Genomic DNA, 14,958 nt, shown 5'->3' on the forward strand with positions numbered 1-14,958 from the left:
CCTCCTCACGCGCCGCCACGGCGGCGGCTCCAGAAGCGTCCGCGAATCTGCACAAGCGCCGGGATCTCCGCGCCGACCAGGTTCTCCAGGTCGCTCAGCGAATCGTCGATGACATCGCTCACCGCGCGCGGCGACGCGCCCCTTCGGCATGTCACGGTCACGTCGAGCATCGGCGTCGTGCGCACGCGGTACGCCGACACGTGCGAACCGACGAGGTCCGGCTGGCTGGACAGCGCGTCGGTGAGGACATCTGCGGCGAGAGCCGTGTCGACGACTGTGGTGCCGTCCGTCCGTGAACCAGCCGTCACGAGACGATCGGTGCGTCCGCGGCCCTGCCGCAGGACGAAAACGGCGAGGAGGACGATCAGCAGGACGAGGGCCGCGACGGCGAGGACACCCGCGAGGAGCCAGTTCGGCTGCCCGGTGGTGCGCGCCTGCAACCATGCCTCGACGTCCGCCAGGATCTCGGGCGCCCGCCGGTCCCACGCGGCGGAGAAATCCGGGAACACGGAGAGTCCGATCGCCGTCGCGCCGAGAGCGAGCAGGACGAGACCGACGAGCAGGAGAAAGAGGCGGTTCGCGACGCGATTCGTACTGTTCATGCGCCCACCCTCCCCTGCTCGGCGACGGACAGCCTCGGGGGCTCCAGCGCAGGCTCGAGTCGGTAGGAGTCGAGTGCGTCGCCCACCACGTTCAGCACGGCCGCGCGGTCGATGGGGAAGCCTGACGTCGGGGTGAGGTGCACATCGACCCGCCGACGAGAGACGGTGACGCGTGCCTGGTCGGGGCCTACGCCTGCCACCGAGGCGGCGTGCCGCGCTATCGCCGATGCGACGACGTCGTCGTCGACGACGACCCTCCGCGGTGACTCCATGAGGTGCCGGCCCCTGCGACCGGGAGCGACGGCGAGGGCGATGAGCACGGCTCCGATTAGCGCGATCAACAGCCCCGCACCCATGAGCATCGCGCCGGGAACCGACGTGACGGCGACCAGCGCAGCCGCCATCTCGGCGGGTGCCACGAGGAGGGGCGGCAGGTCGAGCATCGCGAGCACGATCTCGACGGCCAACCAGGCGAGCGTCGCCATCACGACGACGGCGAGCGTGATGGCGGCCACCGATCGGGGGGAGCGGGTCTCGCGACGACGGATCCGCTGGTAGGTGGACCGTCCGCTGCTCATCTGACGCGGGCCTCCGGCCGCATCGTCGCTCCGGTGAATCGGATCGTGATGCTGCCGACAGTGGAGCCGGTCAGGGCGGCGACGCGATCGCGGAGCAACTGCCGGGCATGCTCGGAACGGTTCAGGAGCGACGCTCCCGGCCCTTGGAACGCCGGGCGATGAGCACCCGGGATGCGCCACTGTGTCACCGGTGCGCCGGTGCTGATGTTCACAGCGAGCGCTCCCCGTTCGTCCCGGAGTTGCACCCGTACGGATTCCACCGGAACGCCGAGGCCTTCGGCGGCCACCGCGGAAACGACCCGGCTCAGCGCGCGCGGCGTGATTCGCGTTCGGCCCCTGGGCCGTTCCTCAGCAGAAACCTCCCGGACGGTCATGACGATGAGCGCTTACCCCGCACCGCGTCGACGACGCCGCGGATGTCCAGCTTCCCGTCTATGACGCGGCCGACGAGGCCGCCCACGAGCATCGCGCCCGCGACGAGGACGAACGCCCAAATCCGAGAACGATCCACGTCAGGGCGAGAACCGCCCCGACGAGTATCCCGACTCTGGCGGACGAGATCATTGCACTCGGGCCACCGTGTCGGCGGCGCTCTCCGACGCGATGTAGACGTCGTTGATCGTGATGTTCACTTCGGTGACTTCGCTGCCCACCTCGTCAGCAGAGACGACGGCGAAACCCAGCTGAGCATCTTGGACGAGGTCGTCACGTGCGTAGAGGGGTCCGCGCGTTCCCACGTGCATACAGGCGGCAAGGTCGAGCAGTCCCTCTTCCGAGGCTCGACGGAACGGAGTGCCGTGCGTGACGGGGGCGCCGAAGTAGGTGTCCCACGTGTCCAGATGAGCGTCGAAATGCACGACGGCGACGGGGCCGCCGATCCGCGCAGAAGCGGCGCCGAGATCGAACTCGTCCACGTGATCAGCGGATCGGTGCGGATCGAGTTCAGCGACCGCTCGTGGAACCTCGACCAGGGAGACACCCTCACCTTTGAAGCGCAAGAGCCCCATAACTGGCACGCAAGCTCCACTGTCGGAGCGGACCTCGTGTGGGTTCTGGTGCCGGCCGCCTGGACACCCTGACCGGGTCCGCTAGCGTCAGTCTCTTCGCGCGCGTGCGGAAGGACCGGACAGGAACGGAAACCGCCTGAAACGCCTCAGAAGGACGTCAGATCGGGCGAAAAGTGGCGGAGACGGAGGGATTTGAAATCGCGCCGATGGCGAATGAAGTCAGCTGAAACCGCGCAATTCCGCGGATTGTGACGTCGATGACGTCGTGCTCGATCAGGTCGGCCGGATTTGATTCGTGGCAAGAACGTGGCGGGTATCGGGCGCTCATCAGGCGGCCGCGCCCGCGCGCCAGGCGTGCGACCTGAGGCTACGCGGACGCAGCTTCGACCATCATCTCGACGGCTTCGATCATGCCGTACCGGTCCCGCAAGGTGTCGAGGATCTCCTCGACGGTGAGTACTGCACCGTGGCGGCCAGAACGGCTGGCGATCTCCTGCACCGCGGCGAGCGCGCGCCTTGGGTTGAGTGCGACGGTGTTCTTCGCAAACTCGCGCGCACTGAGCACTTGAATCGTCGGCGGAATCTTGTCTGCGGGGAAGTCCTTAAGGTTCTCAGTGACGATCGCGCCGGCTCCTGCAATGACGGCCGCGGCGACCACGTGCTCGTCGTCCTGATCGGGAAGACCGAACGTGCCCTCCAGCGGTTCCCACCCTTCGACCTCCGCATCAGCGAACTCGCGCCGCATCGCTGCAATGAGGGTCGCTGCGCGGCCTGCAGCCTCCGCTACGGGGATTCCCCGTTTCACGAGCTTGGCTTCCTCGTGATACTCGAGCTCTTCCAGGATCGCCGAGCTCCAGGTCGGTCGATACGCGCCCTCGACCGCGAGGGAAAGGAGGAAGTCACGTTGCAGGCTCGGCCACAGCACGCTGGTGTCGAGGGTCGCCGTGAACACGACCCCCATCCTGTCAGGCTGCGGAGCTAGAGGCGGGCAGCCCGCCTCGACGCGACCGCCTTCCTCGCCGCTTTGAGGTCCTCGAGCGTCTGTTCGACGTTGTCTTCGTCGACAGCGTCACGCGTGGCAGCGAGCATGTCGTACTGACGCTCACGACGGCGCTCCCGATACTCGAGCAGATCTGCAAGGAGAACACGGCGATGCGTTCCGGCCCTCTCGAAGGGGATCTCGCCCTCGTCGAGGAGCTTTACAACGGTCGGGCGGCTTACGTTCAGGAGATCCGCTGCTTGCTGAGTGGTCAGCCGCGTCGTCTGCGGTACAACCGAGACGGCTAGCCCGCTTTGCATCGCATCAACAATCTTGCGGAGTGCAAGGTAGACCTCTTCCGGGAGTTCTACCTGATCACCTGGACGCGCCCCCGCAAGGAAGTACCTTGGCTCGGGAAGAGCTCTACCGGCAGCCTCATGGGCGGTGAGGAAGTCCAGAACAGGGGCAAGCTCGGAGCCCTTGCTGGGAAGGTACGTCTCTTCAACGACTGCAGCGCGAGACACGGGAATCACCTCAATACAGGTAAACGCAGGGGATTGCGTTTGTTGCGATTACGGTAGCACGTATCCCCGACAGATCGATAGGAGGATGCTGGGCTAGTAGCTCGACTGCCCGGTCAAGACACTCCGAGTCGCGCGAGCGCGTAGCTCCACGGGATGCGCTCCTGCTCGAGGCGAATGTTCCCCTCCGCGCTCAGCGACTGAAGAGTCGCGCGCTCACCGCGCGTGAGCAGCTCGAGCACGCCGACATTCGGTTCTGGATCGGTCCCCCACAGATCCCGGTGGTCGAAAAGAGTCCCGGAATCCATCAACGCCGATGTCGCCTCGACTCCCCTGGCTCGTAGTCGGTTGAGGATGGCGAATCCATGTGAGTCGAGATCGCCCCAGTAGGTGACGGTCTGCGCCCATGGCAGGCGAGCGACGAGGTCGACTCGGTGACCGCCGCCGTGCACAGCGATCGCGTCCGGCACGTTCGGCATGGCGAGCACCGTGGCAAGGTTCTCGAAGACGAAGACTCGTTGAGGCCGTAAAGGGATCGATGCAAGTTCGTCGACGGGCGCTGACACATCGGTGAGCCTTTGGAAGGAAAGAGATGCATCGAGTACACGGATCCGCACCAGCGGCGACGGCTCGCGAAGCCCCAGTCCGGATGCACCGGTTCCAGCTCGATGCAACGCCTCTACGACCCCTCGGCGGGACTCGATCCATTTGGAGTCGATGCCGCGAATCGGAAGCTCCCTGATGAGGCGGTCAGACGCCGGGTTGTCACGCAGCCAGGTCAGCACGTCGACGAGTCTGTGAAAATCAGCGTCATCGAGGTCGGCAATCGAGTGGGCGTAGGTGCGGAGCACTACCTGCGCGTCGGGCCCAACAAGAGCCCTCAGCTCGTCGAGGCGTTCCACCAGACGCCGCCACACCGCTGCCTCACCTGCGACTCCAGCGATCACCTCTGGGCTACGCACGATGGCGCGCACGGGGACCTCCTGTGATCCGACGCGTGACCAGTTTCGGACGGCCCACTCGAGCTCGATTCCCGAGGCTTCGCTCACGCCGCGCCAGGACTTGACCCACTCTCGAACACGATTCAGGTCGCTCAGCGCCTCCCGCTCTGTCGGCGGCCGCAGGGGCACATCGAGCACGACACCGGTCTGCTGCTCGGCCGCCCACGTGCGCGCATCGCGGTCAAAGAGCTTCTTCGCGCGCGCACGCACGTCCGACGGCGTGACGGGCGTCGTCACGCGCGCGACTCCGCATGCGGCGTAGAGGTGGCCTCCGGGTCACCGACCGCGAACACCACGTTCGCCAGTCGTGACGTGTTGCGGTCGGGGTTCGATACCGACGTAATCGCGCCCACGTACGGTTCCAGTGTCTGCAGCAGCTTCTGAGGTGTCGCGAGGATCATGTGGAACCCGAATTCCCGGAACACTTCCATCGCGTTGCGCGTGTATCGACTGTCGGCCTTGTCGAATGCCTCGTCGAGCACGATCGACCCGAACCTCGGGACCTCGTCCTCTTCCTCAGTGAGCTGATAGCGCAAGGCCGCGGCGAGGCAGAAGATGACAAGCTTCTGCCTCTGACCGCCCGACAACCCCTCGGCGGAGTCGTACACTCGCACGACCCGGCCGGTGAGGTCCTTCTCCCGCGCAAGGAAGCTCACGTGAAGCCTTGTGTCGAGCACACGATTGCGCCAGTCGATGTCGATGCGGTCCTTGGAGCCGAGTCGACCGATAACGCGCTGCAGGACGCCGAAGCGCTGCTCCGCGCCGGCGGCGGACTCGTCGGCCCAGTTGCGTTCGACGATACGGCGCAGGTCGGTGAGGAACTCGTCGACCTCCGGCGTCCGGGTCGTCTTCACATCGATCTCGAGGAAGCGATCCGTCCCCTCGAACGGGGACCGTCCGAGGGATGCGTTCACGGGAAGGATCCGCTCCCGGATGAACCCCGGGGCGTCGCGGAGGTCGCTGAGCAAGTGGGCGACGACATCCTGCGAGCGCTCCCGCAACAGCTTGCGGAACTCGGTCTCCTTCTCGGGCAGGCCGCGGGCGAGGATCCCCTCCCGAAGTTCGCGATACCCGTAACGGTCGCGGATGTCGGCGGCGAGCTCGGCGGATGCTGCTGGCCACCCGAGTCGGAACTCCGCCGCACGTCCCGCGAAGCTGGCTTCAGCGTCGGCTGCACGGCCGGCTGCGACGTCCTTCTCCTTCGAGAGCGCCGACTGAACCTTGCGTGCGACCTCGTCGACCGTTTCCAGGCTGACGGAGCGTCGCTCGGCGCGGAATCGTTCTTCCAGCGAATCGGCGATGGGTTCGTCGACCGGCGTGTGGGGCGCGGCCTCGAGTTCGGCGATCTGTCCGGTCGAGGAAGTTCGTCAAGGCGCTCAAGCGTCACAACCTCATCGGATCCATGGGCCGGGTGGGTGCGTGTGCAGACAATGCAGCGATGGAGAGCTGGTCCTCGCTCCTGCAGAAGAACGTGCTCGACAGAAAGCACTGGGCGACGCGGCAGGAGCTTCGCCTCGCCATCGTCCACTGGGTCGAAGGGGTCTACCACCGCAAACGCCGGCAACGCGGACTCGGGAAACTAACCCCCATCGAGTTCGAGACCATAATGATGGAAGCCGTCACCCTGGCGGCATAACCCCGGACTCAATCAAAGCCTCAGCAGACCCTGTCGTTGATGTTCCCACCGGTGATCATCATCCCCAGTGGCCTGCCACGCCCGTCGCAGACCAGGTGCAGCTTGGTTGTCAGCCCGCCGCGGGATCGGCCGATCCCGTGATCAGGCGGCTCGAACCCCGGATTCTTGTGATTCGGTAGAGCCCCCTGTGTCGCGGGCGAGGGTCGCGCCGTGCTGATGCACACGCGCGATTGTGGAGTCGATCGAGACCACCCAGTCGATCTTCCCGGCAGCGTCGGCCCGCTTCTGCACCTCGGCGAGCATCTTCTCCCAGGTGCCGTCCCCGGCCCACCGGTTGAACCGCTTGTAGATCGAGTTCCACTTCCCGAACCGCTCCGGGACATCCCGCCACGGCGCGCCGGTGCGGTACTTCCACGCCATGCCCTCCACAGCACGTCGATGATCTGTCCACGGCCGCGACCTCCCGGTCACGGTCGGCATCAATGGCTCCAACACGGACCACACCTCGTCAGAGATCTGATTCGCCCTGAGTTTCGTTCCTATCGGGCGGCTTGGGAGACGTGTGTTCCCAAGGGTGTGTCGAGGCCAGCGTAGTGGTCGGCTTCAACCTCGGCGGGGGTGCGCATGTCGAGCTCTCCGTGGAGGCGCTGGTTGTTCCACCACCACACGTATTCGAGCGTCGCGAGTTCGACCTGCTCGACCGTGCGCCACGGGCCGCGGCGGCGGATCAGTTCTGTCTTGTAGAGCCCGTTGACGGCCTCGGCCATCGCGTTATCGAAACTGTCGCCGACGGTTCCGGTCGACGGCGTCGCGCCGAGTTCTTCGATGCGGTCCGTGTAGACCACGGCGAGGTAGTTCGACCCGTGGTCGGCGTGGTGGACGAGTCCGTCGAGGTTCCCGTCCGCAGCCCATGCCGCCATGTTCAACGCTTGGAGCGGCAGGATGTCGGCTTTGAGCGTCGAGGCGACGTTCCACCCGACGATGCGGCGGGAGAACACGTCGGTGACGAACGCGACGTAAGCGAACCCGGACCACGTCGCGACATAGGTCACGTCCGCGACCCAGAGCCTGCGGGGCGCGTCGGCGGTGAACCGCCGCTGCACGAGATCCCTCGGCTTCTCGTTCGCCGGGTCGGGCTTCGTGGTGAAGACCTTCTTCGACCGTTTCACCCCGTGAACCCCCGCGATGCGCATCAGCCGGCCGGCCTGATCCCGACCGATGATCCAGCCCTGCCGTCGCAGCCACGCATGCATCTTGCGGACCCCGTAGACGCCGTAGTTCTCCGCATGCAGGCGCACGATCTCCGTGACCAGCAACTCGTCCCGCAGTTGCCGGGCTGATGCGGGACGCGCTTTCGCGGCCCGGTATCCGCGGGCGGTGAGGAACCCCACCTCGGCTTGCCGCATCACACGGCAGACGAGCTCGACCCCGAGACGATCACGCATCTTGTCGACGAACGCGATCATCTCGACGAGGGGCGGCCGAGCTCGGTCGCGAAAACACGCTCGCTGATCGGAGGATCTCGTTCGCCTTCTCCAACTCGGCGATCTGCTTCTTCAACCGCTTGATCTCCGCCTGCGCCTCACTCGAGGTCCCCGGCTGGCGGCCCTCGTCGACGTCGAGGCGCTTCTTCCACAATCGCAGCGTCTCGGGGTTCACACCGAGCCTCCCGGCGACGTGCTTGATCGCGGCGTGATCGGTCTTGTGATCGGGGCGAGCCTCACTCAGCATCCGCAGCGCGCGCTGACGGAACTCGTCCGGATACGGTCCTGGCATGAATCCATCCTCCAAAAGGAAAGGACGGAACGAAACTCAGGGCGAATCAGCCATCGTCGTTCGCGCCGATCGAGACCGCATGGCGGCTCCGCGTCAAGCCGACCTGGGGACGGTGGGAGGTCGCCGACATCCGGCACACCGACGTGCGCAGCTGGGTCGCGAAGCTCTCGAGCGAACTCGGCGCGACGGTGACGATCCGGACGTTCGGCGTGCTCGCCAGCATCCTCGACGACGCCGTCTACGACGGACGTATAGCGACGAATCCTGCCCGCATGGGGCGGATTGGGCTGCCGAGGAAGTCCCGCGGCCGACATGGGTACCTCACCCACGAGGAGGTCATGCGACTCACGCGCCACTCCGGTGATCGGGCGGTGCTCGTACTCCTGCTCGCGTACACCGGCATTCGTTGGGGCGAGGCGACGGCCCTGCGCGTTAAGGACATCGATGCCACCAAGGGCCGGCTGCACATTCACGCGAACGCGGTCGAGGTTCATGGCGAAATTCACGTGGGAACAACGAAGTCGCACAAGGGGCGGCTCGTTCCGGTACCGGCGTTCCTCCTCGAGGAATTGCTCAGCGCGACCGCGGGGACTCCGCGAGATGGGTTGGTGTTCCCGGCGCCCGACGGAGGCTTCATGCGTCGTACCCGTACCAGCGATGGATCTCGGTCGTGGTTCAAGACGGCGCTTGCAAAGGCCGAGCTGCCGTCCATGACGGTCCACGATCTGCGGCACACCGCCGCGTCGCTCGCGGTGCAGTCGGGCGCAAACGTGAAGACGATTCAGCGGATGCTAGGACACACGTCGGCGGCGATGACGCTGGATGTGTACTCGGATCTGTTCGACGACGACCTCGACGCAGTAGCCGCTGCGCTCGATTCTGCCCTGCGCTCTGCGCGCGCGACCCCCACCCCGATGTAGGCATCGCCGCCCGTTCAGTCGGCGACAATCTCGTCCTCGAGTTGCCATCAGCGCCTGGTCCGACGGGCCAGGTGGCTCGCGCGCTACTGCTCGCCGCATCGCTCGGGCGACAAGAGGCATGCGAGATCCTAGACTCCGAACTTTCGACCAGCGCGAGCGAGCTTTGGCTCGATGACCGAAGCCTCGTCAGGCACAATGTGCCGAAGTTCACGAAGGCCTCGCTTCCAGTAGGGGCCGCGCGTAAGCCAGTCGTCCCGGCTGATCATTGATTCCTCGTAGGCTGGCATTGCGGCGCGCAGGTATTCCAAACGCTCCTCCGCACTCCTCGAGGCGACGGCCATTGCGTGCAGCGCCATCGAGCGCGTGATTGCGCTATCGCTGGTCGCGAGTGGGCGAGCTACGCGGACTAGACGGAGCCGAGCAGCATCGTCGTCCTCCGCCAATACCTCGGCGAAGCGGAGCAGAACCTCCGCATTGTCCTGACCCCTAGCGACTGACTCCGACAGGACGTGTTGGCGGCGGCCCCGAATCGCGTTACGGTCAGCGGCACTCCCCTTCTCGATCTTGATCAGTTCGTCGTCAATCAAGCAGGCCAGGGAGCCATCTGGATTCGCCAATGCTCGCGAGAACTCCCAAGCCGTCTCCCAAAGTGTCAGCCTCCTGCTCAGCGGCCAAGAGAAGACTTCACGTGCAACGAATGTGGAGTACGCGTAGACCTGTCCCGCGATGTCGCCCTCCACTCGGAGTCGCTGCCACGCCTGCAGCACTGCTTCGGCAATGTCGTCTACTTGCTCATCGTCCAGTTCACGGCGCTTCAGAGTCGACAGACCAAGCGACACGAATTGCGCGTAGAACTGGGCGTCCGGCCAGTTCTCACCCAGCATCGGCAAGAGAGCCCGCACGTCGCGCAGGTCGTCAACGTCCTCGCCACGGCTTCGGCGGACGTCTCGCTCAGCGAAGACACGGCGGTAGCGGACCTGGGAAGCCAACGGAGAGTCGGCGGGCGCCGCCGCTTCCGCTCGCTCGAGCAAGTCGGTGACTTGCGCGAGCAAGAACTCGGTGTTCGCTTCTCCGCTCAGTCGGGCGGGAAGCAGTCTATGCAGCGCGTAGGCGAAGGCGAGGTAGTCACCCGCCATGGTGCCGATGGATCGCTTCACCCGCTCCCACGAGTCACGGTCTTCAAGGATCGCTGAACGGAGTGCGGCGCGAAACCGTGATTCGGGCCGTCGTCGTTGGTCGGGTATGAGGGACCGCGTCTCGTCGAAGATCCGCACGGAGTTCAGAAACAGCTCACGCGCCTCACGACTGAAGCTGGCGGCGTCAACGACTCTCGCCATCACGTGAGCAATTTCGCGGTCTGTTGAGGCGTCCTTGTCCTCGACGATGAGCTTGCCAATCATCTCGTGCCGCGCACTGTGGGTTCCATCCAAGTCGCGTTGCCATGGCGTTCCACCACTCGCGCGTTCGATGTCGGCATCTGAGCATATGGATTCCAACAGACTCTCGGAGATACCGCCTGACCCGCTAGTGGCGAGGCTCACGACGAGATACGCCTCACGTTCGGCTGGCTCCAAGTCGGTGTACTCGGCGATCAGCCGGCGGATGAACTCCTGACCATACGCAGCTCGGAGCAGTGACCCGACCAGTGACTCTCCCTGCAAGAAGATCGCGAGCCGGCGTGCTGAAGGCTCCGACAAGAACCGACCGAGATTCGGAAAGCGATCAGCCGTCCATGCTGGACCCTTGGCCTCGAGACAAGCTGTGTAGGCATCCGTCAGCTTCTCGATAAGGAGTTCAGCTTCCGCCTCCGACAAGGGCACCAGCCGCATGGTCTGGCCTGTAGAAACCCCTCGGCGGATCCGGTTAAGCCAGGCAGGGCGGCCCGCCAACACCAGCGAGATTCGGGGTGGGGCAAGTTCCGCCGGGATGCCCTGCACAATGTCGATCAGCGCGTCCTCGTGCTCCCGGGTGAGCTTGGTGGCGAACTCACCGACGACTATGACGGGCAGTTCGTCGACCCCATTCGCCGAACTCAGGGATTCCACTGCCTCCCGAAACTCCTGGAGCTTCGCCCAATCTAGGTGGCCCGAGACACGCCAACGGAACACAATTGCGCGCGGCGAGAGGGCCGCACACAGAGCGTGAAGGTACGTTGACTTACCTTCTCCCGCGCCAGAGATGAGATACCCGACCATTGACTCTTGAGCTAGCCGCGAAGCGATGCTGTCGACATCGAACTCGTCCCCGTCGACTTCCACCCGCCTCGACACGGCGTACTCGCCGACCTCCGCACCGTTGAGGCTGGCCCCCGACAAGAAGTGTGCTGGGTCCAACGTGCTAGTTCTCGTCGCTACCACGGTCAAATCCGGCGGCATGCTTACCCGACGCGCGGCTTGCTCGATTAATGCCTGAAGGCTGCGGTCCTGCCGATTGAACGGTATGGAGGTCGGTCCGGTCAACTTGTCCCCGGGACGGCGGACGGATCGCCCCTCCTCTGCCGGGATCACTCCGTTGTCGGTGCGCGTGGTCGCGACGGTAGCCGACCGGTTGTCTTCAGCCTGGGGTCGGGACGGCTCGACCCGGGACTCGGTGTCCGCGGGTGCATCGTTGGGCCAACGTATCAACCTGATCAACTTGCCGTGTTCATCGGTTGTAGCCCTGAGAGTCGCACCGCTAAGGCTGATCTCACGGCTCCGGTCCTCGGCGTTGACAATCGACTGAGCCATCAGGACCGCGAGTCGCGCGCCTTTGCTGCGGAAGGAATACCCGGATCCGAGACCCTTCGCGCCCTCCTTGATGCGAGCGGTCCACACCATCTTGGCGAAGTCCCTACTCTTGCCCGGCACCTTGATGTCGGCGGAAACGACCTTCCCTCCGGCTACCGGGATGTCTTGACCAGACGGTATGGGAAGGAGCGGCCGAGCGTCATTCGCTTCGAGGTTCCAGTAGATCTGCGCAAGCATCCGCAGTTCCACCTCGGTGAGCGCTCGGTTCTTGTTGAGCTTCTTGCGCGCACCATAGTCCCGGGACAAGTCCACGCACGCTTGATAGAGCCGGCCTCGTAGCGAATCCGAGTCAATGGAGGATGCGCCAGCCCCCATGAAGTAATCGACCGCCGCAGCCGCCGCCGTCGGCAATTCGATGCGATCGAGCTGGATATCGGGCAGATCGCGATGCTCCGACAGGCCGTAGTCCTTCGCGAGGGCGTAGAGGAAAGCAGCCAGGACGAGCACGGGATCAGGGGTGTTCGGCTCCGCACCGACTATGTCCGTGATCGCAGCAAACAGCTCCGTGCCGATCTGCATCTCCGGCGCGTCCGACATGTCTCGATCATGCCAGCCGGAGGCTGGGGGCTCTGAACACAAGCACCGTGGCGACCGCTCGGTGCGGGCCGTTAGGCATCGCTAGGCACTTACCAGCTGGATGCCTCGCGTGCCTAAGCGCAACGTTGATCTCGTCGCCACACGGCGCCACGACGAGAGGAAATATGATGAATGCCGCCCGGATCAAGACCGAGTTCGGTACACGACGCGCCGGCTCGGCTCGCTCGCACAAGCTGCCAATCTGCGATGCCACTGGTCTCGCTCGCTACCGCGACCGCCATCAGGCATTGCAGGGAGCGCGCACGATCCGCGCGGGCTTTCGCGATATCAAGATCGCCACGTTCGCATGCCCCTACTGCCGCGGCACCCACCTCGAGACGATGTCGTCGAAGGGGCCAACCGCGGTCGTCGACGCCGTCGAGCCGGTACCGGCGTTCACCGCGTCGCTGGGGTCCCGGCGTCGCCGGTACATCCTGGTAGACATCGAGAACCCCACCCGCGGAGCGAAGGCTACCGGCGAGGAGGTCGCCCGATTCTGGGAGATCCTGAAGCAAGAGGCTCCCGGGATTGCCCCACACGACCATGTGGTTGTGGGCGCTTCCCGCCGTGTGGCTCGCAAGTACCGCGCGATGATCACCGGGCCGAACGTCAAGTGGGTCATCGGGGCCGATGCACCCGATGGTGCAGACCGTGCCCTTCTCGCCGCAATTGACCTGTACCAGGTTGCTCGCGACTACGACGAAGTCGTGATCGTGTCTGGAGACCATGTGTTCATCGATCTCGCCGTTCGTGCAAAGTCACGGGGGCTCAGCGTTCAGGTGATCACAGCCGAACAGCCCGGCGGTCGTTCCATGCTGGCTCGCGGCCTGGCCGATGCGGCGGATACTCGCACGCTGGTTCGCCTGGCTCCGCTCAAGCGAACCGTCGCGAACCTCACACCGATGATTGCCGCGCGCCGCATCCACTCTGCGTCCATAGCCGCGTGAGAGTCACGCTCGCGATCCGGGCAGACGTGCGGCCGTCGGCGCCGGAGCGCAACCCGCCCCGGCGCTGACTGTTCCGAGTCACGGCGACTTCCGCGGCAGACCTGCCGAACTGCCGCAGCAATGCAAACAACCACATTCGAGATGAAAGCCTTACATGACCAGCATCAATTCCTCACCTACCACCGATGTGTCGCCGACTTGGCTCATCGTCGGACTCGTCCTCGCAGGCGGATCGATCGGCTGTCTCGCGCAAGTGCCACAGGTCCGCGAAGCGGCGCGCTGGGCCGCGCGCAACGTCGATCACATCGCCACCGTAGTGGTTGGCGTCGGCGGCCTCACCCGTGGGAACCACGGGACTTGACCCCCCCCGCGGCTGACTCCCTGCACGCCGCGGCGAAGTAGTCGTGAGCACTAAGGGACGTGCTCCGATCGCTCGCAAAGCCCGGCGTTCGATCGTGTTCGTTCCGACAGCGCCAACGGGCGGCTCGCTGGAACATCGCGCCGCGCGGCGCCTAGCGCGCACTCGTGCGAGGATACGTCCGAGCAGCCCGATATCAGGACCACTGCGAGTCGGTCCTGCGCGCCTTTACGCAATCCTTAGGCAAATCGCGTTTCTATGAGAAAGCTATGGCCCGCGATCCCAGTGTTTTCAAGGGATTGCGGGCCAGGAAGTTCGGCGGAGACGGAGGGATTTGAACCCTCGGTCCCCGTAAGGGGACTCCACCTTAGCAGGGTGGTGCACTAGGCCTGACTATGCGACGTCTCCAGGCATCCGACCGCATGGGCACGGATGCACCCAGCAATCATAACCGAGTCCCGTGGCGCTTCTTGCACGCGATCGGCCGGCCCCTCCGGCGCGCCGGTATCACCGCAGCCACCGGGCGGCTCTTCCAGACATGCCGTTCACACAGTACGGAGTCCTCAGCGGAACCCTCGTCGCGCACCACCGCGACGACCCCGACGACTTCGGGCGCTGGCGGCACGTCAACCTCAGGGTGCGCAGCGGCGGGCGCGACTTCCGGGTCGCCGTCGACGTCGACAGCAAGGACTCCGCGGTGGGGGTGCAGTGGAAGGTCGTCCGCGCGGGCGGGGCGGCGCTCGGGTGGCCTGCGGCACCCGCGTCCGGGTTCACCGCGCTGGCGTCGGCGCCCGGGACGGGCGCGATCGACGTCATCCGGCATCCGGCTCTGCGCGTCGTCGGGGTGCGGCGGTTCCTGCTGCGGCTCCTCCGCGTGAGCGGCGCCGTGCCGGCCGCACGCTCGTGGTTCTGGATCCCGGCCCTCCGGCCCTGGCGCTCGGGCGATCATCTCGAAGCCTCGGAGGCGCTGGAGACGACCCTGCGCCCGGGTGCGGTCACCCTCGTGTGGGGAGAGCCGTTCCCCGAGGGCGCCGCGCCGACCTCGATACAGGGCATGCACAACGTGCACCAGAACCAGGGCGACCCCGCCGGATCCCCGTGGTGGGCCGAGAACGGCATCTGGCAGGACGGCGCCGTGGCGACGCAGCAGTCCGACGGCAGCTGGCTCGTGTTCGTCTCGAAGTTCTCCACCCAGCGCGATCACACCGACGCACAAGGGCACCCGCTCTGACTCACCGGAGCCCGCACCCGCCGAACGAGCCGACCGCGGG

The 14,958-nt window shown here is 65.5% G+C and carries 15 protein-coding genes, 1 tRNA gene and 2 pseudogenes; 6 read left to right on the forward strand and 12 right to left on the reverse strand.

Annotation, left to right across the window (positions count from 1 at the left end; translation table 11 throughout):
* Window positions 1–5 precede the first annotated feature (5 nt).
* From ACWGUG_RS11735 to ACWGUG_RS11750, 4 genes and pseudogenes are all read right to left on the reverse strand, one after another.
* On the reverse strand, window positions 6–602 hold the full coding sequence (locus ACWGUG_RS11735) for a hypothetical protein (protein ID WP_378885159.1): 597 nt from the start codon (window positions 600–602) through the stop codon (window positions 6–8).
* Entirely contained in the window at window positions 599–1,180 is a 582-nt protein-coding gene (locus tag ACWGUG_RS11740) for a DUF6286 domain-containing protein (RefSeq protein ID WP_452324756.1), read from the reverse strand. The genes ACWGUG_RS11735 and ACWGUG_RS11740 overlap by 4 nt, the downstream gene beginning before the upstream one ends.
* Window positions 1,177–1,554, reverse strand: coding sequence for a hypothetical protein (locus ACWGUG_RS11745; protein ID WP_378885165.1), 378 nt, complete (start codon window positions 1,552–1,554; stop codon window positions 1,177–1,179). The genes ACWGUG_RS11740 and ACWGUG_RS11745 overlap by 4 nt, the downstream gene beginning before the upstream one ends.
* A gap of 276 nt (window positions 1,555–1,830) precedes the next feature.
* Window positions 1,831–2,100 (reverse strand): annotated as a pseudogene (locus ACWGUG_RS11750) (arginase family protein); the annotation flags it as partial.
* On the opposite strand from ACWGUG_RS11750, the gene ACWGUG_RS11755 reads away from it, so the two are divergent.
* On the forward strand, window positions 2,032–2,259 hold the full coding sequence (locus ACWGUG_RS11755; RefSeq protein WP_378885171.1) for a cupin domain-containing protein: 228 nt from the start codon (window positions 2,032–2,034) through the stop codon (window positions 2,257–2,259). The pseudogene ACWGUG_RS11750 and the gene ACWGUG_RS11755 sit on opposite strands and share 69 nt — an antisense overlap.
* Before the next feature lie 295 nt (window positions 2,260–2,554).
* Here ACWGUG_RS11755 and ACWGUG_RS11760 read toward each other — a convergent pair whose 3' ends face one another.
* The 4 genes from ACWGUG_RS11760 to ACWGUG_RS11775 form a co-directional block, all read right to left on the reverse strand.
* Window positions 2,555–3,139 (reverse strand): PIN domain-containing protein, encoded by a 585-nt coding sequence (locus ACWGUG_RS11760; protein WP_452324757.1) that lies wholly within the window; start codon window positions 3,137–3,139, stop codon window positions 2,555–2,557.
* Between the two features lie 26 nt (window positions 3,140–3,165).
* Window positions 3,166–3,690, reverse strand: coding sequence for a helix-turn-helix domain-containing protein (locus ACWGUG_RS11765; RefSeq protein WP_318352484.1), 525 nt, complete (start codon window positions 3,688–3,690; stop codon window positions 3,166–3,168).
* 113 nt (window positions 3,691–3,803) lie between these two features.
* The gene (locus ACWGUG_RS11770; protein WP_452324758.1) at window positions 3,804–4,925 is read right to left on the reverse strand and encodes a DUF3322 domain-containing protein; all 1,122 of its coding nucleotides are present in this window, start codon (window positions 4,923–4,925) and stop codon (window positions 3,804–3,806) included.
* Window positions 4,922–5,542 carry an SbcC/MukB-like Walker B domain-containing protein gene (locus ACWGUG_RS11775; protein WP_452324759.1) on the reverse strand — a complete coding sequence of 207 codons (621 nt, stop codon included), beginning with the start codon at window positions 5,540–5,542 and terminating at the stop codon, window positions 4,922–4,924. Before ACWGUG_RS11775 ends, ACWGUG_RS11770 begins: the two co-directional genes overlap by 4 nt.
* A gap of 497 nt (window positions 5,543–6,039) precedes the next feature.
* Here ACWGUG_RS11775 and ACWGUG_RS11780 point away from each other — a divergent pair.
* Window positions 6,040–6,324: pseudogene (locus tag ACWGUG_RS11780) on the forward strand (integrase core domain-containing protein); the annotation flags it as partial.
* A 141-nt stretch (window positions 6,325–6,465) separates the two neighbouring features.
* On the opposite strand, the gene ACWGUG_RS11785 reads toward ACWGUG_RS11780, so the two are convergent.
* Window positions 6,466–6,867 carry an IS5 family transposase gene (locus tag ACWGUG_RS11785; protein ID WP_452324781.1) on the reverse strand — a complete coding sequence of 134 codons (402 nt, stop codon included), beginning with the start codon at window positions 6,865–6,867 and terminating at the stop codon, window positions 6,466–6,468.
* Window positions 6,864–8,100, reverse strand: a protein-coding gene (locus tag ACWGUG_RS11790) for an IS3 family transposase (RefSeq protein ID WP_452324760.1) whose coding sequence is annotated in 2 segments (ribosomal slippage) — window positions 6,864–7,821 and window positions 7,820–8,100 — 1,239 coding nt in all. Because the reading frame shifts where the segments join, the coding sequence is not laid out codon by codon here. The genes ACWGUG_RS11785 and ACWGUG_RS11790 overlap by 4 nt, the downstream gene beginning before the upstream one ends.
* 143 nt (window positions 8,101–8,243) lie before the next feature.
* On the opposite strand from ACWGUG_RS11790, the gene ACWGUG_RS11795 reads away from it, so the two are divergent.
* A complete protein-coding gene (locus ACWGUG_RS11795) occupies window positions 8,244–9,020 on the forward strand; it encodes a tyrosine-type recombinase/integrase (protein ID WP_452324761.1) in 777 nt (258 codons plus the stop codon).
* 128 nt (window positions 9,021–9,148) lie between these two features.
* On the opposite strand, the gene ACWGUG_RS11800 is transcribed toward ACWGUG_RS11795, so the two are convergent.
* The gene (locus ACWGUG_RS11800; RefSeq protein ID WP_452324762.1) at window positions 9,149–12,325 is read right to left on the reverse strand and encodes a hypothetical protein; all 3,177 of its coding nucleotides are present in this window, start codon (window positions 12,323–12,325) and stop codon (window positions 9,149–9,151) included.
* 182 nt (window positions 12,326–12,507) lie between these two features.
* On the opposite strand from ACWGUG_RS11800, the gene ACWGUG_RS11805 reads away from it, so the two are divergent.
* Window positions 12,508–13,329, forward strand: a complete 822-nt coding sequence (locus ACWGUG_RS11805) for an NYN domain-containing protein (RefSeq protein WP_452324763.1) — start codon at window positions 12,508–12,510, stop codon at window positions 13,327–13,329.
* A gap of 154 nt (window positions 13,330–13,483) precedes the next feature.
* Window positions 13,484–13,690 (forward strand): hypothetical protein, encoded by a 207-nt coding sequence (locus tag ACWGUG_RS11810; RefSeq protein ID WP_452324764.1) that lies wholly within the window; start codon window positions 13,484–13,486, stop codon window positions 13,688–13,690.
* 316 nt (window positions 13,691–14,006) lie between these two features.
* Here ACWGUG_RS11810 and ACWGUG_RS11815 read toward each other — a convergent pair.
* Window positions 14,007–14,095, reverse strand: a tRNA-Ser gene (locus ACWGUG_RS11815).
* A 130-nt stretch (window positions 14,096–14,225) separates the two neighbouring features.
* Between ACWGUG_RS11815 and ACWGUG_RS11820 the strand changes: the two genes are divergently transcribed.
* Window positions 14,226–14,918, forward strand: a complete 693-nt coding sequence (locus ACWGUG_RS11820) for a DUF2278 family protein (protein WP_452324765.1) — start codon at window positions 14,226–14,228, stop codon at window positions 14,916–14,918.
* The last annotated feature ends 40 nt before the right edge of the window (window positions 14,919–14,958 follow it).

This window comes from Microbacterium sp. NPDC055455, from assembly GCF_053619935.1.